Raw genomic sequence first — 23,750 nt, 5'->3', positions numbered from 1 at the left:
CATTCGCGTTCTTTCTACTTTTGTATAAATAGTTTGGAATGAAGACCTCTGACAATTCGATATCCCGTAAAGATTTTATAAAAAATTCAACGCTGGCCGCAGCCGGGCTTACTTTAATACCTAATATTATGGCAGCATCACCGTTTTTTGATACACAGAATATTTCGGCAAAAGGAAAATTAAGCCTTAAAAATGTCCGTCTGGAAACCGGTTTTGAGTATGAAGAAGGAGAGGTTGTTTCTACTAAAACCGATCTGTTTTATATTGAAATCGAAAACGGAAAAATCAAAAATATAGCTCCGAACCAGCCGAATGCAAAAGCTGTTGATGCCAAAGAAATGCTGATGCTTCCTGCGTTTAAGGATATGCATATTCATCTGGATAAAACGTTTTACGGCAATAAATGGCAGGCGGCCAGAAAAAGAACGGGCGGTGTAAAAGGAATGATCGCGCTCGAGCAGAAAATGCTTCCCAAAATGCTGAAAAACTCAACGTTCAAAGCAGAAAGGATGATTGAACTGTTGCAGTCAAAGGGAACATCTTTTACGAGAAGTCATGTCAATATTGAGCCTACTTCAAAACTGGACTCATTAAAGAACCTTCAAAAGGCTTTGGAAAATAAAAAGAAAGGTTTTGGAGCCGAACTGGTTGCTTTTCCTCAGCATGGTGTCTTTTACACGGATTCGGTGCCTTATCTTAAAGAAGCGGCCCGGATGGATATTGATTTTATCGGTGGAGTAGATCCGTTTACGATTGATGGAGCTATTGAAAAGACAATTGATTTTACCGTTCAGTTGGCTTTAGATCATAAAAAAGGAATTGATATCCACCTTCATGAATCTGGTGAGTCCGGGTTGAATACGGTAGAGTACCTTATTAAAAAAGTCAATGAGAATCCTTCCCTGAAAGGAAAAACCTATCTGAGCCACTGTTTTGTTTTAGCAAAATTGGACAAAGTAAAACAGGAAGAAACAGCAGAAAAACTGGCTGAGGCCCAAATCGGAATTGTTTCCACCATCCCTTTTGGGAGTCTTGTAATGCCGATTCCTACTCTGTACAAACATAATGTAACCGTTCTGACAGGTAATGACAGTATTGTGGACCACTGGAATACTTTCGGGACCGGGAGTGTACTTCAGAAAGCCAATCTGATGGCGCAGCTGTACGGATATTCTACGGAGTTTTTATTATCAAGAAGCCTGAAACTGGCAACAGCGAATGTCCTCCCGCTGGATGATAAAGGAATTCAGCAATGGCCAAAAGCCGGAGATCAGGCGGATTTTGGCCTGATAAATGCAAGTTGCTCGGCAGAAGCGGTTTCAAGAATTTCAGAGGTGAAATCTTTAGTTCATCAGGGAAATACAGTTTATTAAAATGATCTTTTCTTCTACGAAAATAATAAAACCATGAAGATTCATTCCGTTTTTAAGAATACTAAGTAGAGCTTAACTTTTCTTATTTACTTCATTTATCTTAATGTTTTAAAAATTATTCTGCTCTGTAGGAAATTAAAAATATTGAAAATCCATACAGTCGCTTTTTATGGTTAAAAGCAATCATATCTGTTTAAAAATGAAAATATCTCCATCTATTCAGATTTCTCGCATAAATTTTACTAATTTTAAGAGAAAATCAGAGTACGTGGGGCATCATAACGATCATTTTCCAATCCTGGGAATTCAGGAGTTCAGCGAAAATCAGCTTCAGGGCTGTCATCTGCTGTTCAATGAACTGCACGGGGAACGTTCTATTGATGAACCTCACAAGCATGATTTTTTTATCATTAATCTTTTTGAGCATGGAAAAGGGACTCATACCATTGATTTCACAGAATATGAAGTAGAAAATTGCCAGATCCATCTTGTTTTTCCGGATCAGGTACATCAATGGGTGATTGAAAAGGAAACAGTGGGCTATCAACTGATGATCAGCAGAGACTGGTTTGAAAGTTTTCTGCCTTCGCTGAGGTTTTCTGCTTCGTATTACCAGAATCATCCGGTCATTAATCTTTCCAAAGAAGCCTTTCAGACTTTCCTGTATGAATTTCAGGCTATCCGGAAAGAAGTAAATGAGAAGAATGTTTTTTGGGAAGTCATTCAGAAACGGAGCGAGCTCATCGGGCTGTTGGTTAGTAAATCGGTGGAGGGGACTTTTAAAGATTTTGAAATGTATCATTCCAATCCTATTATTTCCAAGTTTCTACATCTTATTGATGAACATTTCAGAACGGAAAGATCGGTTTCTTTTTACGCGGAAAAGCTTAATATTTCGGCCAATTATTTAAATATTGTCTGCAGAAAAAATCTGAATGCTTCTGCTTCATCCCTCATTCAGGACAGGATCCTGCTGGAAGCAAAACGCCTTTTAAAAGTATCGGAAATGTCTGTAAAAGATATTTTGTACGATCTTGGCTTTTATGATCATGCCAGTTTTTCCAAATTTTTCAAAGCACAGACGGGAATGACTCCGTCACAGTTCAAATAATAATCTGTACAACACAAAGCATAATTGATACACCGGTTTTGCAACGGGGTGGTCGTAGCTTTGTCCTGTTAAAAAAGATAAGTCATGCAGTTTCCCTATCAATTGGCCGCAAAAGGAACCTATTCACTCAAAAATGTCCGTCTCGAAACGGGATTTGAATATGATGATGAAGAAGTAATCAGAACGAAAACCGGTCTTTTCAGTATTGAAATAGAAGACGGAAAGATCAAATCCGTAAAACCGAATGATCCGGCTTCTGATGCTTTGGATGGTAAAGGTTTTCTGATGCTTCCTGCCTTCAGAGATATGCATATTCATCTGGACAAGACATTATACGGACTTCCGTGGCAGGCGCTTTCACCGAAACGGAGAACAGTGAAGGATATGATTGCCTATGAGCAGGAAATTATCCCTGAACTTTTAAAAACTTCTGTGGAGAGAGCAGAGCAGCTGATCAGCCTGCTTCAGCATTACGGGACTCATTTTGCAAGAGCCCATTTTAATATTGATCCTACTTCTGGTTTACATTCACTTGAGAATCTGGAAAAAGCATTAGAACATAAAAAAGATTCTTTTAAAGCTGAACTTGTTGCTTTCCCGCAGCATGGCCTGTATTATACAGATACGCTTCCTTTGATGAAAGAAGCGGCACAGCTGAAAAGTGTAGGTTTTATCGGAGGTCTTGATCCGTTAAGTATTGACGGGAATATTGAAAAAGTAATTGATTTCACAATACAACTGGCTTTAGACCATAAAAAAGGAATTGATATCCACTTGCATGAAGTAGGAGAGTCCGGGATGAAGACCATCAATTATCTTATCGATAAAGCTATTGAAAATCCACAGCTTCAGGGAAAAACATTTGTAAGTCATGCCTTTGCTTTAGCCCACCTTTCACCAAAAGAAACGGAAAAGATTGCAGAAAGACTGGCTGAAGGAAAAGTGGGAATTGTCTCTTCTGTACCCTTTAGAGGAACGGTAATGCCCATTCCAATGCTGAAAAAGTATGGAGTGAAGGTTGTGATCGGAAATGATAATGTGCAGGATTACTGGAGTACCTTCGGATCAGGAAATATGCTTCAGAAAGCGAATCTGATTGCGGAACTGTACGGATATGAAACCGAATTTGAATTGTCAAGAACACTTCAGTTTGCTACTCAAAGTATTCTTCCGCTGGATGAAAAAGGAAAACAGCAATGGCCCAAACCAGGCGACGATGCAGCCGTTGTATTTACTGATGCTTCATGTTCTGCAGAATCTGTTTCCAGAATATCCAAAATAGAAGCCCTGATGAATGACGGGAACTTATTTTGGAGACATTAATTGAAATATATTTTTTAATATACTTGTTTTTTGTAATAAAGCCATTGGATTTTCCAGTGGCTTTTCTTTGATTTATTTGAACAATCAAAAGCCACCAGAAAGAATTCTGATGGCCTTTAGATTTGATATGAAGAAACTAGTTACTTATTATTGTAATCCTGCTAAAAGGTTTACTCCGTCTACAGTAGCCCAAGCTCCAGGAGTTAGAGATACTTTTGTAACAGTAGCGGTGTTCGTGAAAGTTTTTCCACCATTAGTTTGAGCATACCCCCAAACTCCCAAGTTATCTGAATTTAAATAGTTAATTGGTGATACAACTACTTTTCCTGCATTAACCTGGCTTGCATTAGTAGCATCATCCTGAATAAGCACTGCATAAGCATTTTTACCCCCTGTGTTTTTATATCCGCTTATATATACATTAGAGAAAATACCTGTTCCTTGTCTTTTGAATTGGATAGCAGAAATTTCTGTAGATCCCGCAACCTCAGGAGCTGTATTGGTATCTCTTATCAAAGTAATATTTGAAATCTTAGGTGCTGTATTGTCTACATTGGCGGAAGCTTCAATCTCCATTCCATAGTTACCAGTCACTGTTTGAAAAGCATACCAGTTGGTGTTGTTCTGTCCGCTCCATGCATCCTGCCAGTCAAAAGAATCATCATAGTTACCATAAGAAACAATATTCTTGGCACTTACAGTACCTCCGAAGAATTCATACCCGTCATCAGTTCCTTTGTAGGCAACTAAGTTTTCTAAAATTGTACCATCTCCTACAGCATAGAATGTGAAAGTATTGGTTTCAGAAGTTCCATCATTAATTTTTTTACCTGCATATTCTACTCTTACATATTTTAAGATACCTGAGCTAAAGTTAGCATCGGTTCCACCATATGTTATAGCATTTCCATCTTCAGATACTGCAGTAGGATTTCCGTTTACAGCTTTGATAGGAGCTCTTCCGTAAAGTGTTATTCCACCCCATCCGCCAGGAGTCTTTGCTGTAGTTGTGAAAACTATTGGCTCCGTTGCGGACCCTAAAGCAAGTATTTTACCGCCTTGTAAAACAACTAAACTTGATGTAACGGCAGTAGATACGGTAAATGTTGCACCAGCTTCGATAGTAAGAGTCGCTCCATCAGCTACTTTTACAATACCTTCTAATGTATAATTCCCTTTTTTTATTGTTAAATTAGAAGTGATTTCACCAGATAATTTTCCTCCTTCAGGTAAAACACCAGCTGTATTTCCAGGGTTTGTATTAGTAGGAGTTCCTGAATCATCATTTACTTCGATTGTACATGAGGACAAGCTTAAAAGTAAAGTTAATGATAATAAAGTTAAAAGATTTCTTTTCATTTTATAATAAGATTTTATTTTATAAGTTAATTTTTAAAAGGTATAACCTACGGTCAAATTAAAAGTTACACCGTTGAAATAATTATTTAAGGAATAAATACTGTTTGTGTTTACAGTATAATAACTGTCATCTCCTAATTCAACGCGGTATTTACTGTTTAGAATGTTTTGTACTCCTGCTTTTATGTTCCAATTCTTATCAATTTGATTTTGATAAACAAAGTCTAATTGATGGAACGGTTTTTCATAATAGTTATCTGCACCTGAACCTCCTACTGCATAAATTTTAGAACCAGATACATTATATACCAAAGAGAAAGTTTTGCTGAAATTTTTTGAATTTTTGTATTCATATTTCAGATCAGCATTGATCGTATAAGGAGACGCCCCTTGCAAGCCTCTTTTATGAAGCTGATCATTGGTAAAGCCTTGTGGTCTTTCAGTTTTTAATTGATCTTCACTTCTTGTTACATCAGAATACATAAAGGTAGCATTAGCTCCTAAGGTAAATTTATCTAAAGATTCAGAAAATCTGCCTAAGTTAAGAATACCTTCCAGCTCAACTCCTGCAAGAGTAGCTTTTTCAGCATTATAAAATGTAATAACGGCACCACTTGCATTTGCTGAAGGAGCCATAGAACGCTCTATAGCCTTGTCTATTCTCTTGGCAAATAAGTTAACAGCAAACATTTCTTTGTTAGTTGGGAAATATTCCCATTTTAGATCTACATTATAGTTTTCACTGTTTTGAATATTTGCATTACCAAGGATAGAGGAGTTATCGGGATTGATATATTCAATAGGCATTGTTTCAATAAGAACAGGACGGGTAATGGTCTTGCTTAAAGATAATCTTAAGTTATTTTTATTATTTAGGGCTTTTTTTATAGAGAGCGAAGGCAAAAAGTAGTTTTTATTTGGTGTTAGGTTTTCTCTATTTGAATTACCAGGTCTGTTAAACCTAATAATTCTCATGTCATTTTCAAATCTGCCACCTAATAATATATCCCAAGTATCAGTAGGCTTGTAATTAATATTAGCATATCCAGCATTTACAAACTGATATATGTTAGATAAATAAGCATAAGAATCACTACCTTCATTATAATAAAGTTGATTATTTTTAATGGAAGTATTTAAAGCATCTTGAGGACGGTCGACATTGATATAAACAGAAGAGCTTCCGGTTCCTGGGTTACCGAAAATAAAGCGATATGAATTCTTTCTTATATCTGTAAAGCCATTATAACCGATAGATATTTGTAATGGATAATCCTTTCGATCGCCCTTCTCTCCTAATAAAACAGAATATTCTCCAAATGCAGAACCATAAAATCGGCCATTAACATCCAAATATTGTCTGATAAAGCTATTACCTCCATATGAAATTAAAGCATGGGTAAAATCCTCAGGCTGGCTAAGTTCAAAGATCTTTCTGTCCGGTTGGCTATAACTATTGATTACATAGCTAGCCCCCGCCTTAAACTGATGGCGTTCTCCGATTTTTTGTGCCGCAGTTAACTGTAGATCCAAAAATCTTGAGATATCCTGCTGATTCGTTCTAAAGAAACGTTGATCCAGAACCTGGCCATTTTTAAATCCGGTAAAATCCTCAATAATATTGGATGAGTTCTGTAGGTAAATTGCATTCAGGTTAACATTTGTACCTTTATTTTTATAGCCCAATCCTAATAAAACTGAAGATTCTGTTTCATATTCGTAATCTTTTTTAGTTAATAAGTTGCTGAGCTCTATTGTAGAGCCATTATTTCTAAATTGGTTATTATCTCCTTCTCTGTATGAATATTTTGCTGACTGGTTTAAAGAGAATAAAATTCCTAAATTCCCTGTTTCACCCATTTTTGTTTTCTGTACAGTCGTAAATCCAATACTTGTATTAGGCATTGTTTTTACATTGTCTACATTCCACGAATCTTTAAAAGAATTTAGTGATTCATTTGCTGTAAATCTATAGTTACTTGGTCTTGAGTCTCTAACCTCGTTTGGTAGTTTTCTGTCTCTGGAATTTAAACCTAAATATCCATTAATACCCTGCGAGCCCTCAGATACTTTAAAGTTATCTCTGAATGTACTTAAAGTATTTACCCCTACACTGAATTCTACCTTCGTAAAAGGCTTGTCGATCGTTAGTGTTTCAATATCAAAAGTTGCTCCTGCAAAATCTCCGTAAAGGTTGGAGTTGAAGGTTTTATAAATATTTAATTTTCCTACCACATCTGTTGGGAACTGCTTCAGGGCAATAATCTTTTGGAATGGGTTGTTGGAAGGTGATCCAAGACCATTGATCAATAAATAATTGTATCGTTCCTCAAGACCCCTAACGAAAAGACCTCTTCCTTCTACTGTAGTGATTCCTGTTACTTTCGTAAGTCCCTGTTCCACGTTGGAGATCCCTTTTCTGGAAATCTCTTCAGCACTTACAGCCTGCTTTTGAATAACCGCTTTTTTTTGTTCTCCTAATACAGCAGTTTCAGTTTTCTTGTTGCTGCTTCCCTGGATTACTACGCCATCAATTTTTTTCTCCTTAATGATCGTGTCCTGCTTCGTTTCCTGAGCGTAAAACATGGATCCGGATAAAAATATGACTGCAATGCTAAGTTTATTAATTTTCATTATTTTACCTACTTTATTACTAGATTCTTTCGGTGCAAAGGAATAAAAGATTAGTGGGGTAAATGGTTTAGGTTGTTTTAATTTTTTTTTAACTAAACATTAATAAAAGCAGGTTATTGTTAACTTTATATGAACGATAATAGATTTGTTCATCTGTGCTTTAAAATTTATTAACTTTGACTCTGTAAAAATTGAAAATGAACCAAAAGAAAATACTCTTAATAGACGACGAACTGGATATTTTAGAGATTCTGTCTTACAACCTGGAAAAAGAAGGCTATGATATCTATACAGCCACAAACGGTAACGAAGGAATAGATAAAGCCAAAGAGATCATTCCCGATCTTATTCTGTTAGATGTTATGATGCCCGAAAAAGATGGTATCGAAACCTGCCAGGAACTCCGTAAAGTAAAAGAGCTGCAGAAAACACTTATTGTCTTTCTTTCTGCAAGAAGCGAAGAATTCTCTCAGTTAGCAGGATTTCAGGCCGGAGCCAATGACTACATCGTAAAGCTGATCAAGCCGAAAATTCTGATTTCTAAAGTGAATGCTTTATTGAAGCTGACTTCTCAGGTTTCTGATAATGCTAAACTGATTGAAATTGGTGATTTAGTGATCGACAAAGACAATTTCAGAGTTTCCAAAAGCGGACAGCAGTTCCTTCTTCCTAAAAAAGAGTTTGATTTGCTTTATCTTCTTGCTTCAAATACTGAAAAAGTATTTAAGAGAGAAGAAATTCTGGAAAAAGTATGGGGCAATGATGTGATCGTAGGAGAAAGAACAATTGACGTCCACATCAGAAGACTGAGAGAAAAACTGGGAATTAATACCATCCAGACATTAAAAGGAATCGGGTATAAGCTTATCGTTTAATACTTTAAATTCCTACCTTTACATAAACCTATAAAAACTTGTAAAATTGAAATTTTACAGACTTACACTCGTCGCCTCGTGTCTTCTGACACTGGTGATGTTTCTTTTAGTGATCATCTTTGATTCACTGAAGGATATCTATTACCAGACGCCTTTTTTTAAGATTGGTCTTTTTACCTGCCTCATCCTCATTTTTATGATCAATTATGTGGTCCTCGAGCTTCTTTTCAACTATTACGGGAAAAAGCAGGTTCGCGGTCTTTCACAAATGCTTCCGCAGGAAATTGTTCATGACAATAACGAGAATATTACCATTAAAGAACTGGGTGAGAGGTTTTCCGATCTTAACCAGCAGCAGATAACGGAAATCGATATGATGAAGGAAATGGAAAGCTACCGTAAAGAATATATCGGAAATGTTTCCCATGAGCTTAAAACACCGCTGTTTTCCATTCAGGGATATGTAGAGACCCTCAGAGACGGAGGTGTTGACAATCTTACCATCCGCGACAAATATCTGGAAAGGATAGATAAATCCGTAGAAAGGCTGATCGCAATCGTTACAGACCTGGATATGATCAACCGCCTTGAGGCAGGAGAAATCAGTATTACGGTATCAAGATTTGATGTTAACCTTCTGATCAAAGAAATTTTTGAGCTTCTTGAATTTGAAGCAGAAAAACATAATGCTACCCTGCAGATCCAGACCCTTCATCCACAGATTTTTGTAGATGCCGATAAGCAGAAAATTTCACAGGTTTTCATTAACCTGATTTCCAATGCCATTCATTATGCCAACAGGCAGGAAGCAAAAGTAGCCGTAAAAACCAGTGTTCTTAAAAATAAGGTACTGATTGAGGTGATCGACAACGGAATGGGAATTAAAGCTGAAGCTCTTCCGAGAATCTTTGAAAGATTTTACCGTGTCGAAACCAGCAGAAGTAGGAGAGAAGGTGGTTCCGGCCTTGGGCTGGCTATTGTAAAGCATATTCTGGAAGCCCATAACGAAAATATTACCGTAGAAAGTGTCTATCTTGAAGGCACTAAATTCAGTTTCATGCTTGAAAAAAGCAAATAATTCTGGTAAAATGTAAGAAAAAAAAATATTTTAAAAAATCCTGAAATATTTTTTTGTCACATGTCATTTATTATATATTTGCAACAGAGATTTATCATAATAATTAAGGCAAAAAAGTAATTTAAGAAACTGATATGGTTTACAAGATCCGCGTAATATTAGATGCGAAAGAGGATATTTTCCGTGATATTGAAGTAAAGGGAAAACAATCACTATGGAACTTACATTTGGGAATTAAAAGTGCGTTCAGTCTGCAAGGAGACGAACTTTCCACTTTTAATATGTTGGAAGACGACGGAACAATAATTAAAAGCGTTCCCCTGGAAGATATGAGTGACGATGGTGATGGCGAAATTATGTCGGACGTGTACATTGATGAAGCTTTTGGAAATGTAGGCGACAAAGCTCAGTTCCAGTATGGGCTTCTTGATCTTTGGGAACTGTATTGTGAGCTTGTAGAAATCATCGAAGAAACAAAAGGAGTTAATTATCCTATTACGGTATACAGATTTGGAAACGTTCCGTTAAAGGCACCAAGCAAAGGCGGAGGATCCAAAAAAAGATCAGCAATGCCATTGATGGATGATGATTTCAGTTTCGAGGATGACTTTGGAGGAAGTACAAATTTTGAAGATGAGGATGACGACAGTTTCGATGATGAAGAAGAAGAAAACTACGATGACGATGTTTTCGAAGAGGATGATGATAACGATGAAGAAAGATAACATCTGAACAATATAAGGCCCCGGATTCTGTCCGGGGCTTTTTTATGTCAGCTATTGCAGGTAAATTGTGAATTTTGCTTCGCAAGCGAATCATGAATTTTAAAGATCTGTAATTTTTAAAATTTCTTAGAATCCGTTTAAATTTTATTCAATAAAAATTCTGGTGCAGAATAATTACTAAAAAAACATATTCCTCTCGCTGATTGCCCAGATTTATTTCAGTTATAAAAATCTGCGTAATCTGCTAAATCAGCGGGATTTTAAAAATCTAAACAGCCTCTTATTCATCGTTCACTTTTTCAAACTTAAATTACTTTGCGAAGCAAAATTCACCATTGACTATTCACATTTTACCTTTCTCACTTCTTCACGTTCTCTGCTTCTAACAAAAAAACATTCCTTACTTTTGCTAAAAATAGATGAATGAAGAAATTAATTCTATTAGCAATAATTGGCCTGGGAATTGTTTCCTGTGCCACTCAAAACACTCAAAACACTATGGATCTGCCGAAGGAATGGAAGCACACGACCAATATTTACGAAGTAAACCTAAGACAATATACACAGGAAGGCACATTTAAAGCATTTGAAAAAGAAATGCCACGTCTGAAAAAAATGGGAATCAAAACCCTGTGGTTCATGCCCATAACCCCCATTGCCCAGCAAAACAAAAAGGGAAGCCTTGGAAGCCAGTATGCAGCTTCAGATTACACGTCCATTAATCCCGAATTTGGAACCATGAATGATTTCAAACATATGGTGAACGAAGCCCATCGGTTGGATTTTAAAGTTATCATAGATTGGGTGGCCAACCATACAGGCTGGGATCATGTCTGGACAAAAACACACCCGGAATTCTATCTGAAAGATCCTGATGGAAAATTTCATATTGCTTCAGGAATGGATGATATTATTGAGCTGGATTACAAAAACCAGGAAATGAGATTGGCGATGATAGATGCCATGAAATTCTGGGTAAAGGAAACGGGAATTGACGGTTTCAGATGCGATCTTGCCTCTTGGGTAGAAGTGGATTTTTGGCAGCAGGCACGCCCGGAAGTCGAAAAAATAAAGCCTCTTTTCTGGCTGGGAGAATTTGATGAAATCGAGAGCCCCGAATACGGAAAAGTATTTGATGCAAGCTATTCATGGAAATGGATGCATAAATCTGCAGACTATTATAAGAAAAATGAGCCTCTTCAGGAACTTAAAGATTTGTTGCAAAAATATTCCAATATCGGAGATGCTTCCATGAGAGCCTGGTTTACAGCCAATCATGATGAAAATTCCTGGAACGGAACAGAATACGAAAAGTATGGAACAATAACCAAACCTATGGCTGTATTCTCTGCAACATGGAATGGTATTCCCCTGTTATATTCAGGCCAGGAACTTCCCAATATGAAAAGGCTTGAATTTTTTGAAAAAGATGTCATCAAATGGACCAATACCTACCAGATGGCAGAATTTTATAAAACTTTGCTGGAACTGAAAGCCTCCAATCCTGCATTAAGAGGCGGAGATAGCAACGTATCTACCTATCTTTTAAATACCACAGCCAACGACAAAATTCTGGCTTACGTCAGAAAGAACGGAAAAGATGAAGTGTTGGTAGTCCTGAACATGTCAAAAGAACCTGTAAAATTTACCATTGAGGACCAGAATCTTTCAGGAGTTTTCCGTAATGTTTTTGACAAGACCAAAAGAGATTTTGACAGCGGGAAAGATTTCACATTCAAAGTTTCAGACTATGCAGTTTTTGAAAAATAAATCAGAAATTAAACATTAAAAATCAGAAATATTTATATTCCTTTTATTTTTAAAAGAATATTAATCTTCTAAAATATTCAATAGGGGCGGGCTTTAGCCCGCTTATTTTATGCATATTTGTAACCGGTTTTAGCCAAAATTTACACGAAACTTCATGATATGAACAAACAGGAATTATTAAACATCATAAAAGCAAAGCTTACAGAAAAAATACAATCTTTTGAAAACCTGATTGCAGAAACCCGCGCTTCTAATAATGATACCAAAAGTTCCATGGGCGACAAATATGAAACAGGCCGCGAAATGCTTCAGCAGGAAATCAATAACCTTCAGCGGCAGCTTAATGAATCTTTAAATCAGCAATCTGTGATTCAAAAAATATCAGTTGAACCTTCAGATAAAGCTCAGATCGGAGCTTTGGTCAAAACAGATAAAGGTTTGTTTTATGTTGCCGTATCTGTGGGCGAAATTACTTCTGAAAAACAAAAAGTGATGACAGTTTCTGTAGAATCACCCCTTGTGAAAGCCATGTCAGGGAAAAAAGAGGGGGAGACTTTTGCCATTAATAACATGGTCCAGACTATTCAGCATATCTGGTAGAATTATCCTGTTTGAATTTTGAAGGTAAAATTTACTTCTTTTGATTGAAGATCAAAGACTCTAATAAACAAAGCATTCATGGAAATGGATGCTTTTTTATGATCCATGATACCCGTAAATCGTTTAAATTTTTCTAAATTTGAACCATAAAAAGCACTCTCAAAATGCAGAACTACCTGGAACTTTTACAGCATATTTTAGACAATGGAACAGACAAGACGGACAGAACGGGAACCGGAACCAGAAGTGTTTTTGGGTACCAGCTGAGATACGATCTGTCAAAAGGCTTTCCGATGGTGACTACAAAAAAAGTACACCTGAAATCTATTATTTATGAATTGCTTTGGTTTTTGAATGGCGATACTAATGTCAAATATCTCAACGACAACGGAGTGAGCATCTGGGACGAATGGGCTGATGAAAACGGTGACCTGGGACCTGTTTACGGCGCACAGTGGAGAAGCTGGCAGGGAGCCGATGGAAAAATAGTAGATCAGATCACTGAGGTAATAGACCAGATCAAAAAGAATCCCGATTCAAGAAGACTGATCGTTTCCGCTTGGAATGCCGCTGAAATACCCAATATGGCCCTTGCGCCATGTCACGCTTTGTTCCAGTTTTATGTAGCAGATGGAAAACTTTCACTGCAGTTATATCAGAGAAGCGCTGATGTATTTCTTGGAGTACCGTTTAATATTGCAAGCTATGCCTTGTTGCTGATGATGGTGGCTCAGGTTTGCGATCTGGAAGTAGGAGATTATATTCATAGTTTCGGAGATGTTCATATTTATAACAATCATTTTGAACAGGTCAATAAGCAGCTTTCCAGAGAACCTAGACCACTTCCGGTTATGAAGCTGAATCCTGAGATAAAAGATATTTTCAGTTTTAATTTTGAAGATTTTACCCTGGAAAATTATGATCCGCATCCGGGAATCAAAGCTCCTGTGGCAATTTAATTAATCGTATGAAATATAAAAGTGAAGCAAGGTCTTCACTTTTTTTATCTCAAAAAAAGACAGTTTGTGCAAAGATGAACATAAGATAATGTCACAACTGAGAAATCTTGATTTCTTCTGAAGACTATAAATAACTTTCCGGTACGTACTGTTGTAACAGAATCCTTAATTTTACTACTGATTGGAAAATTAATAATATGATTCTGAAAAAACTGTTTTTTGTGGCGACAGCAAGTATTTCATGTATGGCATTTTCTCAAAGTGCAAACAAACAGAAATTAATGGATTATCTTGATTCACTTTCTGTTCATCATAAAGTCATGGGAAGTTTTGCTATTGCAGAAAACGGACAACCTACTTTTCTGAAAACTACAGGATTCTCCGATGTTGCAAAACAGCAGAAAGCCAATATAAATACCCAATACCGAATAGGTTCCATTTCCAAAACATTTACCGGAGTACTTGTGATGAAGGCTGTTGAAGAAAAAAAGCTATTCCTCGATGCTAAACTTTCCACCTGGTATCCGGAAATAGAAAATGCAGATAAAATTACCCTCGAAAATCTTTTACAGCACCGAAGCGGAATTCATAATCTAACGGATGAACAGGAGTACTGGAGCTATAATACAACAGCTCAGACAGAACAATCCCTGGTGTCAATCATCAAAAAATACAAAAGCGACTTTTCTCCGGGAACAAAATATGAATACAGCAATTCAAATTATATTCTGCTGGGCTTTATACTGGAAAAGGTCTATAAAAAAACTTATGCACAGTTGCTTAAGGCTAAAATTACAAATCCTCTGAAGTTAATACTGACGGAAGTGGGCGGAAAGATTGATCCTTCCACAAACCAGGCGCTTTCCTATACCTACTCCGGTGGAAGTTATCAGCCGTGGCAGGAAACAGATATGAGCATTCCTGTTGGTGCAGGAAATATCATTTCTACCCCTACAGAACTTCTGAAGTTTATCATGGCTCTGGAAAACGGAAAGCTCATCAATAAAACCAGCCTTTCCCGGATGAAAAATTTTATCGACGGCTATGGCTATGGAATTGCACAGGTACCTTTTGAAAAATATTCGGGGTATGGACATAACGGGGGAATTGATCAGTTCCGATCAGTACTGTATTATTTTCCTGAGCTGAAAGTAGCAGTGAGTGCCATCACCAATCAATCAGATTACGATAATAATGATATTTCGATCAAAATGATCCAGACAGCTATTGGAAAAGATTTTAAAATGCCTAATTTTAAAGAAGTTTCTGTAGCAGCTGAAATTCTGAAAAAATATGAAGGGCTTTACAAGACAGAAGGCTTTCCATTGGATATAAAAATATTTCAGCAAGAAGGAAAGCTGATGGGGCAGGCTACAGGACAGGGCGCATTTCCACTGGAAGCAGTCTCTGAAAGCGAATTTAAGTTTGAAATGGCAGGCATTAAAATGAAGTTCAATGCTGAGAAAGGAACTATGGACTTCTCACAAGGAGCCAATAATTTTACCTTTAAGAAACAATAAAATGAAATATTTAAAAATCAATACAGAAGACAATGCAGACCTTGCAGCACTTCAAAATGCAGTTTTACAACTAAAAGGTGTAGCTTCGGCAGAGATCGTTGATGATGAAAACCCCGAAAGTGAACTGAAAAAAGCTTTTGCCAAAACCAAGGAACAGCTCAAAAAAGGAGACTACGAGACCTTAGTTAATGATATTTTTGATATAATAACAAAAAATAATTCTAAAAAATAATACAGTAATACATGAAAAAGGCGATTTTGTCCATTGCTATACTCGGAATTTTCTTTTCCGCGAACGTATCAGCACAGACCGAAACTTCAGGAAGGGAAAAGGCTTACAGAGCCACACACACGAAAGTAACGGAACTTAAACATACCAAGCTTAAAGTCAATTTTGATTATCAGAAAGAACAGATGGGTGGGGAAGAATGGCTGACAGCCTCTCCGTATTTCTACCCTTCCAATGAGTTGACACTTGATGCAAAAGGAATGCTGATTCATGAAGTAGCTCTTGACAACAACGGAAAAAGATCACCTCTGAAATATGAATATAAAGATGACATCCTGAAAATCAATCTGGACAAAACCTATCAGAAAAATCAGGAATATACGGTGTACATCAAATATACCGCACGACCTAATGAAGTAAAACAGAAAGGAAGTATGGCCATCAATGATGCCAAAGGTCTTTATTTCGTCAATGCACAGGGACAGGATCCGGATATGCCTACACAAATCTGGACACAAGGGGAAACAGAATCTTCTTCTGCATGGTTCCCAACAATCGATAAACCGAATCAGAAGACTACCCAGGAGATCTATATGACCGTTCCTGATAAATATGTAACGCTTTCCAACGGAATTCTAAAAGATTCACAGAAAGAAGGAAATAATTTAAGAACAGACCATTGGGTAATGGATAAAAGACATGCCACTTATCTGTTCTTCATGGGCGTAGGAGAATATGCCATCGTTAAAGACAAATGGAAAAATATTCCGGTAGATTATTATATCGAAAAAGAATACGAACCTTATGCTAAACAGATCTACGGAAATACTCCGGAAATGATCGAGTTTTTCTCCAAAAAGATGGGTTATGATTATCCTTGGGCAAAATATGCACAGATCTCAGGAAGAGACTATGTGAGTGGTGCCATGGAAAATACAACAGCAACCCTACATGGAAGCGATATCCTTCAGAAGCCGGGGCAGCTGATCGATGAAAACAAATGGGAAGATACCATTGCCCATGAATTATTTCACCATTGGTTTGGGGATCTTGTGACGGCAGAAAGCTGGAGCAACCTTACCGTAAACGAATCTTTCGCGAATTATTCCGAATACCTTTGGAATGAATATAAATATGGAAAAGACCAGGCAGACTACCACCAGATGACCGATGTGAATATGTATATCCACAATCCTGCTGATTTCAAGAAAAACCTCGTGAGATTCAATTACGATTCCCGTGAAGATGTTTTTGATCTTGTGACCTATCAGAAAGGAGGTGGAATTCTTCACATGCTGAGAAATTATCTTGGTGATGATGCTTTCTTTGCCGGAATGAACGACTATCTGAAAACCAATGAGTACCAGAATGCAGAAGCACACCAATTAAGACTTTCCTTTGAAAAAGTTTCAGGGAAAGACCTGAATTGGTTCTTCAATCAATGGTATTTCGGAAGCGGAAATCCAAAGATCAATTACTCATTTACTTTCGAACCGGTAAAAAAACAGGTAGCCGTAACGATCAACCAGACCCAGGAGCAGCCATTCGAGTTTCCTCTTGCTATTGATGTATATGACAACGGAAAGCCGAAAAGATATAACGTATGGGTAAATGCTGAAGCGAAGAATACATTTAATTTTGATGTTTCCAAAACTCCTGATCTTGTGAACATCAACGCAGACGGAATTTTACTGGCAGATATCACAGACACCAAAACTCCGGAGCAGAACCTGTTGCAGTTCACCAACTCCAAAGAATTTAAGAGCAGATATAAAGCTTTATCCGCTATAAAAGATCAGGTAGGCAAAAACCCTGCTGCTACAAAATTACTGGCTGCTGCAATAAAAGATCCGTATTTCAGAACAAGAATCAAAGCTCTTCAATTGATGGATCTTTCAAATCCTGAACAGATGAAGGCTTTGGGGGCAGATGTTGAGAAATTAGCATCTAACGACCCGAAAACATTAGTTCAGGCTGCTGCCATTTCTGCATTAGCTAAAACTAAGGATAAAAAATATCTTCCAATTTTTGAAAAAGGAGTAAACGCTGTCTCCAATGCTGTAAAAGGAACTTCATTAAGCGCTGTTGTAGCTATTGACCCGTCAAAAGCTAATACACTGGCGGATAAAATTGACCTTGAAGGGGCTTCAGACGAATTATTGAGCCAGTTACTTCCGGTGATTGTAAAAAATAAAGTAACTTCACAGATGTCCAATATCACTCCGCTTGTAGCCTTTTATCCATTTATTAAGTTCCAGAATCCGGAATTGGGTAAATCTGCAGAAGAAGGATATAACTGGATTATGAGCTCAGATAATCTGAAAGCTACTGAGAACATTACCAAAATAATCAGCCATGCAAAAGGTGAAATGGGAGATAATCCTCAGGTAAAAATGATGATTTCCCAGATGCTGAAAGATGGTTTAAGTAAAAAAATGGAACTGTTGAGACAGAATCCTCAGAACGCTGCAAGCATCAACAAACAGATTGATGCCATCAATAAAGCGATTGAAGATTTTAAATAAACAGATCATTAAAAATGACAAGAATATAAAACCGCTGTATCGAACAGCGGTTTTTTTATGATTTTTGTATTTAAAAGACAAATTATGCCTTAGAAATGAGGGCTTATTCAAACATCATTTTATAAATTCGTATAAAAATTAAGAATAAAATGACTTTTGGAATTGAGGCTGCGGGCTATTATGTGCCGTCTTTGTACTTAGAAATCAAAGACTTGGCGGAAAAAAGAGGAATTGAACCTGCAAAACTGGAAAAAGGATTAGGACTGCATAAAATGGGATTTCCTGATGTTCATGAAGATGCCGCTACCTTTGCAGCAGAAGCTTTGTTGAAACTGATCAGAGATCATAATCTCAATCCTAAAGATATAGCCAGGATTTATCTGGGAACTGAAAGTGCCCTGGATGCTGCAAAACCTACGGCTTCATACGCCATGCAGATGATAGAGAAAGTTCTGGAAAAAGAATTTGGCGAAAGATGTTTCAGGAACTGCGATGTGGTAGATATGACTTTCGCCTGTATCGGAGCGGTAGATGCCCTTCATAATTCCCTTGACTTTGTAAGGGTGAATCCCGATAAAAAAGCAGTAGTTATTGCCAGCGATTATGCCAAATACGAGCTGGCTTCTTCTGGTGAATATACCCAGGGAGGAGGTGCAGTGGCCCTGCTTGTTTCATCAAAACCGGATCTTCTGGAGATTGAAAATGACTGGGGAGTAGCTACCGAAGGCGTTTTTGATTTCTTTAAGCCCAGAAGAGCCTACAGTAAAAAAGATCTGAATTCAGCTCCGGAAACTTACCCGGATAAAATTGAGATCTTTACGGATGAGCCTGTTTTTGATGGGCAGTATTCAAACCAATGCTATCAGGACAGGATCAGGGAAGCTTACCAGCATTATAAAGAAATTACAGGAAAAGATAAGCCTTATGAGGCCTGGAAATATCTTATTTTCCATCTTCCGTATGCTTTCCACGGAAAAAGAGTCTTCACAGAAATTTATAGCCTGGAAAACGGACTTCCTTATGAAACTCTTGACGAGCAGAAAGCGGTTGCGAAATCTGAAGACTATCTCAATTTTATCAGTGAAAAGATCGAAAGGTCTCAGCGGGCCTCCTCAGAAATAGGGAATATGTATACAGCTTCCATCTTTATGGCATTCCTTTCTGCAATACAGGTCGCTTTTGACAAAGGAGAAGAGCTGGCAGGCGAAGAAATAGGCTTTTTAGGATACGGAAGCGGCTCGAAATCCAAAGTTTTTGCCGGAAAAATATCCAAAAACTGGAAAACTGCAGCAGCCAAATGGAATTTATTTAAAAATTTAAAAAACAGAACGGCAGTTGATTTTGAAACCTATGAAAAACTTCATAGAAAACAGCTTCAGACTTCCGTTAATAAAAATTATAAAGGTTTTGGACTGACCTCAGTAGAAACTGATAATCCTGTTTTGAAAGGAGCAAGATATTATCATTATAAAGATTAAAAGTTTGTCTATGTGGTGACAAATTATTCTGATATTCTTGAAAAATTAGTTAAATTTGCTCACTTTTTATTGAGCTCTTCTGGTTTAATAGGAATAATGAAAACACATATTGTATGAAAAAAACATTATCAATTCTTGGTCTGGCTATCTGTGAACTACTATTTTCTCAGGATATCGCATTCAGTAAATTATATGGTCATGCAGATCCTATAAATTATTATCTAGGGAGCTATCCCGTGACAGGTTCTTCTGGCTTAGATATTAATTGGTATGGAGGAGTAAGACTTCGGACCTCTATAGGAGTAGGTTTGCAATTACTGGAAAACGGGAATGTTGGAATTGGGACTTCAACTCCTCAGGCTAAATTTGATGTTAATTTTGGAAACGAACAAAAAGGAATTAGGTTCTTTCAGCCTTCTACAACGCAAAACCCTGTTGATACGTTGATTTCTTCCCTGATGTTTACATGGTATAATAATCATGCAGATATAGGCATTATTAGAGGAGGTGGAGATAATATTGTAGGACTCGGATTCAGGTTTAATGGCGGAGAGAAAGTAAGATTTACACCTAATGGAGATGTTGGAATTGGTACTGATGCTCCTGCATATAAATTGGATGTTGTTGGCAATGCTCAATTTCAGGATATTATAAGTGGCGGAACAAATTCATGGATTTTCCATACTCCTGATGATGGTAGGAAGACAATACATCTTTCCCCGAAAAATGTGGCGAATAATGATTGGGATTGGGGGAAAGGACTTATTATTAATGGAGAAAATGGAAATGCATTATTAAATGGTAAATTTGAAGCAAAAGAAGTAAAAGTAACCCTTACGCCAACCGCTGATTTTGTATTTGAAAATGAATACAATCTTCCAAAGTTGGAAGATGTCGAAAAACATATTAAAGAAAAGAAACATTTACCGGAAATTGCTTCAGCAAAAGTAATGGAGAAAGATGGAGTGAATATTGGTGAATTTCAGATCAAACTTTTACAAAAGATAGAGGAGCTTACCCTTTATTCCATAGAGCAGAATAAGCAAATCAAAAAACTCCAGGAAGAAAATCAAACTTTAAAATCCCAATCCGAAAAAATTAATAAATTGGAAAAGCAGTTAGAGCAGATTTTAGAGAAACAATAAATGATTTAGAAAATAAAAAAGAGCAGAAGAATCTGCTCTTTTTGGTTTATTCAAAAAAATACTTTTTCATTTTGATAACTTTTCGGTGTAACACCCACCAGATGCTTGAAAACTCTAGTAAAATAATTTGTATCCGAGAATCCTGTCTGATAAGCAGTTTCCTTAATGCTGTTCTGCCCTGCGAGTAACTCCTTTGCTCTGTTGATCCTTTCCTGCAGGATAAAATCGTTGGGAGAAGTTCCCAGCTCATCTTTAAACATTTTAAAGAAATTGGACTTGCTTACATAAGCCAGTTTTGCCATACTGTCGATAGATAGCTTCTGATGCAGGTTTTTACGGATATAATCAACGGCAAAACCTATCCTGGATTTATTTTTAGCAATATTTTTTTCAACCATGCTTCTGGCCTGCGTCTGCATAAGTCTGATCAAAAGTTCTTTCAAAGCAAAATCTGCCATGATATCCTTCTGGGAATTGTCGTCCATTGCAATCCTCATGATATTGTTGGTAGCAGACGCTAAGGATTTGTTATTAAACAGGAAAAATTCATCCAGCTTGATATTCCATTGGGAAGTTTCATCCACTTTGGGAAGACTGTAATTTAAATAATTAAGCGAATTTTCTATAAATTCAGGATTAAGGCTTAAAGAAATACATTGGGTAGGAGATTCGTCTGCATCAGGAAAATCAATGACCATGGTTTCACCGGGTGCAACGAGAATGCTTTCACCGGGAAAATAATCAAAATAATTTGTTTTATTATCCAGCTTCATATGCTTTTTGCCCCTTAGCATTGCTGTAAATGCGATGTTTTCAAAGTGAAGTTTCACACCGAAAGCTGTTTTGTGGGTTTCATAAATGTTAAATTCACAGTTGTTTAGATTGAATTTTGTCTGGTTTTCAACAAGGTTCAATAACTGGTTCTCCTTCTTTAATTCAGGAGTATTTAATAAAAATTTATTATTGTTATTCATTTCTAAACATTTTGTAAGACCCAATTACTCAAATATATAAATTTTAGCCCTAGACTGTTGTTAATAAAATTATAAAATTAACCATCTGCACTATTGTGATATTTTTTTACACGATTGTGCTATCACTTTTTCATCTGGAAATGTAATTTGGCATTACGAAAAAATAAAATTACATTAATATGAGCACTATGACAGAACCGAAATCAGAAACCGCTTTTCAGTGGCCTGAATTCAAAAACAAATATGATAATTACATTGACGGTAAATTTACACCTCCGGTAAACGGACAGTATTTCAATGTAGTTTCTCCGGTGAATGGTAAAAACTTTACCCAAGTAGCACACTCTTCCAAAGAAGATCTGGAGCTGGCCGTAAATGCCGCAGACAAAGCATTCCAAACCTGGAAAAACACTTCATCTACAGAAAGAAGCGTTATATTAAACAAAATTGCAGACAGGATCGAGCAGAACCTTGAATACCTTGCCATTGTTGAAACCATCGACAACGGGAAAGCGGTAAGAGAAACGCTGGCTGCCGATTTACCTCTTGCTATAGACCATTTCAGATACTTTGCTTCCGTGATCCGTGCAGACGAAGGTTCTCACAATGAACTGGATAAAGACACTGTTTCGTTGATCGTTCACGAACCGTTGGGAGTAATTGCCCAGATCATCCCTTGGAATTTCCCAATATTGATGGCCGTATGGAAATTGGCCCCGGCTTTAGCTGCAGGGAACTGTGTTGTATTAAAGCCCGCTGAAAGTACTCCGGTTTCCATCTTGGTTTTAATGGAAATTATAGGCGATCTGCTGCCTGCAGGTGTTATTAATATTGTCAACGGCTTCGGAGCGGAGCTGGGAAGAGCCTTAGTGACTAATCCTAAAGTTTCAAAAGCAGCATTCACAGGTTCTACAGCTACAGGACGTCTTGTCATGCAGTATGCTACAGAAAATATTATTCCGGTAACCCTTGAATTAGGTGGGAAATCTCCAAACGTTTTCTTCAGTTCCGTAATGGACGCAGATGATGAATTTCTTGATAAAGCAATTGAGGGAGCTGTTCTTTTTGCCCTTAATCAGGGAGAGATTTGTACCTGTCCTTCAAGACTGTTGGTACAGGAAGATATTGCAGACGCATTCATTGCAAAAGTAATTGAAAGAGTAAAAGCGATCAAAGTAGGAAATCCGCTTGATAAAACCGTGATGATGGGTGCCCAGGCTTCCCAGATCCAGAAAGATAAAATATTGTCTTACATTCAGTTAGGAAAAGAAGAAGGGGCTGAGGTTCTTGTAGGTGGTGACGTAAATAATGTGGGAGAAAACTTAGAAGATGGATTCTATATCCAGCCTACCATTTTCAAAGGAAACAACAGAATGAGAATCTTCCAGGAAGAGATCTTCGGACCCGTCCTGGCATTTACGACTTTCAAAGATGAAGAAGAAGCTGTAAAAATCGCCAATGACACCATCTATGGTCTTGGAGCAGGAGTTTGGACAAGAGATGCACACCAGCTGTACAATGTTCCGCGCCAGATCCAGGCGGGAAGAGTTTGGGTGAATCAGTATCATTCCTATCCTGCAGGAGCGCCTTTTGGAGGGTATAAGCAGTCGGGAATCGGTAGAGAAAATCATAAAATGATGCTTGACCACTACCGTCAGACCAAAAATATGCTGATCTCCTACAACAAAAACAAATTAGGTTTCTTTTAATTTTTAAATATTAGGGCGTGCCCGTTTGCCCCGGCAGAGCCGGGGCAAAACGGTCGGGCTTTTCCAGGGCTTCACTTCGTTTCGGTGCTCCATTTCATTCCGCACCGGCTCGTTCCTCGCCGCCCTTCCAATCCCTCACGCGAAAACTTAGCCATTATTTTGGAATTACAGTTTGCATTTTAATACATAATAAAATCAGAGATCTGAGGTAAAGCAGAGGACCATATGCTGATGATAATTTTTACGATTTGACATGTAAAATTGTTCAAAATGACAGCAGTATACAATTGTATCATAGATAAAATCTTTGCGTCCTAAAACAGCATGAGATAAAAACTTTTGTGCCTTTGCGATTAAAAAATA

At 37.3% G+C, this 23,750-nt stretch carries 18 protein-coding genes; 15 read left to right on the top strand and 3 right to left on the bottom strand.

All coding sequences use genetic code 11. The features are described from left to right. Positions 1 to 38 precede the first annotated feature (38 nt). The 3 genes from LC418_RS16345 (at position 39) to LC418_RS16335 (ending at position 3,807) form a co-directional block, all read left to right on the top strand. The gene (locus LC418_RS16345) at positions 39 to 1,373 is read left to right on the top strand and encodes an amidohydrolase (RefSeq protein ID WP_223559929.1); all 1,335 of its coding nucleotides are present in this window, start codon (positions 39 to 41) and stop codon (positions 1,371 to 1,373) included. 268 nt (positions 1,374 to 1,641) lie between these two features. Continuing rightward, entirely contained in the window at positions 1,642 to 2,484 is an 843-nt protein-coding gene (locus LC418_RS16340; protein ID WP_223559928.1) for a helix-turn-helix domain-containing protein, read from the top strand. Positions 2,485 to 2,568: 84 nt separating this feature from the next. Next, positions 2,569 to 3,807: an amidohydrolase gene (locus LC418_RS16335; protein ID WP_223559927.1), complete on the top strand. Its 1,239-nt coding sequence runs from the start codon at positions 2,569 to 2,571 to the stop codon at positions 3,805 to 3,807. A 147-nt stretch (positions 3,808 to 3,954) separates the two neighbouring features. Here the strand turns inward: LC418_RS16335 and LC418_RS16330 are convergent, their stop codons facing one another. Together LC418_RS16330 and LC418_RS16325 are read right to left on the bottom strand one after the other, a co-directional pair. Further along, complete coding sequence (locus tag LC418_RS16330; protein WP_111956842.1) at positions 3,955 to 5,166, bottom strand: hypothetical protein; 1,212 nt, start codon at positions 5,164 to 5,166, stop codon at positions 3,955 to 3,957. A gap of 33 nt (positions 5,167 to 5,199) precedes the next feature. Next, on the bottom strand, positions 5,200 to 7,800 hold the full coding sequence (locus LC418_RS16325) for a TonB-dependent receptor plug domain-containing protein (RefSeq protein ID WP_223559926.1): 2,601 nt from the start codon (positions 7,798 to 7,800) through the stop codon (positions 5,200 to 5,202). A gap of 197 nt (positions 7,801 to 7,997) precedes the next feature. On the opposite strand from LC418_RS16325, the gene LC418_RS16320 reads away from it, so the two are divergent. The 11 genes from LC418_RS16320 (at position 7,998) to LC418_RS16270 (ending at position 20,704) form a co-directional block, all read left to right on the top strand. Next, entirely contained in the window at positions 7,998 to 8,675 is a 678-nt protein-coding gene (locus LC418_RS16320) for a response regulator transcription factor (protein ID WP_111956846.1), read from the top strand. Between the two features lie 46 nt (positions 8,676 to 8,721). Continuing rightward, positions 8,722 to 9,753, top strand: a complete 1,032-nt coding sequence (locus tag LC418_RS16315) for a sensor histidine kinase (protein ID WP_111956847.1) — start codon at positions 8,722 to 8,724, stop codon at positions 9,751 to 9,753. A gap of 134 nt (positions 9,754 to 9,887) precedes the next feature. Next, entirely contained in the window at positions 9,888 to 10,478 is a 591-nt protein-coding gene (locus tag LC418_RS16310) for a plasmid pRiA4b ORF-3 family protein (protein WP_223559925.1), read from the top strand. Positions 10,479 to 10,901: 423 nt separating this feature from the next. Next, positions 10,902 to 12,248, top strand: a complete 1,347-nt coding sequence (locus LC418_RS16305; protein ID WP_223559924.1) for an alpha-amylase family glycosyl hydrolase — start codon at positions 10,902 to 10,904, stop codon at positions 12,246 to 12,248. A gap of 159 nt (positions 12,249 to 12,407) precedes the next feature. Further along, positions 12,408 to 12,848, top strand: a complete 441-nt coding sequence (locus LC418_RS16300; RefSeq protein ID WP_223559923.1) for a hypothetical protein — start codon at positions 12,408 to 12,410, stop codon at positions 12,846 to 12,848. A 164-nt stretch (positions 12,849 to 13,012) separates the two neighbouring features. Next, positions 13,013 to 13,807 carry a thymidylate synthase gene (locus LC418_RS16295; protein ID WP_223559922.1) on the top strand — a complete coding sequence of 265 codons (795 nt, stop codon included), beginning with the start codon at positions 13,013 to 13,015 and terminating at the stop codon, positions 13,805 to 13,807. Positions 13,808 to 14,004: 197 nt separating this feature from the next. After that, positions 14,005 to 15,327 carry a serine hydrolase domain-containing protein gene (locus tag LC418_RS16290; protein WP_223559921.1) on the top strand — a complete coding sequence of 441 codons (1,323 nt, stop codon included), beginning with the start codon at positions 14,005 to 14,007 and terminating at the stop codon, positions 15,325 to 15,327. A gap of 1 nt (position 15,328) precedes the next feature. Further along, a complete protein-coding gene (locus LC418_RS16285; protein ID WP_111956852.1) occupies positions 15,329 to 15,559 on the top strand; it encodes a hypothetical protein in 231 nt (76 codons plus the stop codon). Between the two features lie 11 nt (positions 15,560 to 15,570). After that, complete coding sequence (locus tag LC418_RS16280; RefSeq protein WP_223559920.1) at positions 15,571 to 18,081, top strand: M1 family metallopeptidase; 2,511 nt, start codon at positions 15,571 to 15,573, stop codon at positions 18,079 to 18,081. Between the two features lie 149 nt (positions 18,082 to 18,230). Then, complete coding sequence (locus LC418_RS16275; protein ID WP_223559919.1) at positions 18,231 to 19,559, top strand: hydroxymethylglutaryl-CoA synthase family protein; 1,329 nt, start codon at positions 18,231 to 18,233, stop codon at positions 19,557 to 19,559. A 113-nt stretch (positions 19,560 to 19,672) separates the two neighbouring features. Beyond that, positions 19,673 to 20,704 carry a hypothetical protein gene (locus tag LC418_RS16270; RefSeq protein WP_223559918.1) on the top strand — a complete coding sequence of 344 codons (1,032 nt, stop codon included), beginning with the start codon at positions 19,673 to 19,675 and terminating at the stop codon, positions 20,702 to 20,704. 50 nt (positions 20,705 to 20,754) lie between these two features. On the opposite strand, the gene LC418_RS16265 is transcribed toward LC418_RS16270, so the two are convergent. Further along, a complete protein-coding gene (locus LC418_RS16265) occupies positions 20,755 to 21,678 on the bottom strand; it encodes a helix-turn-helix domain-containing protein (protein ID WP_223559917.1) in 924 nt (307 codons plus the stop codon). Positions 21,679 to 21,857: 179 nt separating this feature from the next. Here LC418_RS16265 and LC418_RS16260 point away from each other — a divergent pair, with 179 nt between their 5' ends. Continuing rightward, on the top strand, positions 21,858 to 23,387 hold the full coding sequence (locus tag LC418_RS16260; RefSeq protein ID WP_111956860.1) for an aldehyde dehydrogenase family protein: 1,530 nt from the start codon (positions 21,858 to 21,860) through the stop codon (positions 23,385 to 23,387). Positions 23,388 to 23,750 lie beyond the last annotated feature (363 nt).

The sequence above is a fragment of the Chryseobacterium lathyri genome, from assembly GCF_019970085.1.
In the GTDB taxonomy this organism is placed as follows: Bacteria; Bacteroidota; Bacteroidia; order Flavobacteriales; family Weeksellaceae; genus Chryseobacterium; species Chryseobacterium lathyri.
This window is presented reverse-complemented; position numbering and strand designations above follow the sequence as displayed.

Coding starts and splice junctions, on each gene's coding strand:
- LC418_RS16305 (WP_223559924.1), top strand. CDS start 10,902: ATGAAGAAATTAATTCTATTAGCAATAATTGGCCTGGGAATTGTTTCC.
- LC418_RS16330 (WP_111956842.1), bottom strand. CDS start 5,166: ATGAAAAGAAATCTTTTAACTTTATTATCATTAACTTTACTTTTAAGC.
- LC418_RS16285 (WP_111956852.1), top strand. CDS start 15,329: ATGAAATATTTAAAAATCAATACAGAAGACAATGCAGACCTTGCAGCA.
- LC418_RS16280 (WP_223559920.1), top strand. CDS start 15,571: ATGAAAAAGGCGATTTTGTCCATTGCTATACTCGGAATTTTCTTTTCC.
- LC418_RS16320 (WP_111956846.1), top strand. CDS start 7,998: ATGAACCAAAAGAAAATACTCTTAATAGACGACGAACTGGATATTTTA.
- LC418_RS16310 (WP_223559925.1), top strand. CDS start 9,888: ATGGTTTACAAGATCCGCGTAATATTAGATGCGAAAGAGGATATTTTC.
- LC418_RS16325 (WP_223559926.1), bottom strand. CDS start 7,800: ATGAAAATTAATAAACTTAGCATTGCAGTCATATTTTTATCCGGATCC.
- LC418_RS16270 (WP_223559918.1), top strand. CDS start 19,673: ATGAAAAAAACATTATCAATTCTTGGTCTGGCTATCTGTGAACTACTA.
- LC418_RS16260 (WP_111956860.1), top strand. CDS start 21,858: ATGAGCACTATGACAGAACCGAAATCAGAAACCGCTTTTCAGTGGCCT.
- LC418_RS16290 (WP_223559921.1), top strand. CDS start 14,005: ATGATTCTGAAAAAACTGTTTTTTGTGGCGACAGCAAGTATTTCATGT.
- LC418_RS16275 (WP_223559919.1), top strand. CDS start 18,231: ATGACTTTTGGAATTGAGGCTGCGGGCTATTATGTGCCGTCTTTGTAC.
- LC418_RS16345 (WP_223559929.1), top strand. CDS start 39: ATGAAGACCTCTGACAATTCGATATCCCGTAAAGATTTTATAAAAAAT.
- LC418_RS16335 (WP_223559927.1), top strand. CDS start 2,569: ATGCAGTTTCCCTATCAATTGGCCGCAAAAGGAACCTATTCACTCAAA.
- LC418_RS16265 (WP_223559917.1), bottom strand. CDS start 21,678: ATGAATAACAATAATAAATTTTTATTAAATACTCCTGAATTAAAGAAG.
- LC418_RS16295 (WP_223559922.1), top strand. CDS start 13,013: ATGCAGAACTACCTGGAACTTTTACAGCATATTTTAGACAATGGAACA.
- LC418_RS16300 (WP_223559923.1), top strand. CDS start 12,408: ATGAACAAACAGGAATTATTAAACATCATAAAAGCAAAGCTTACAGAA.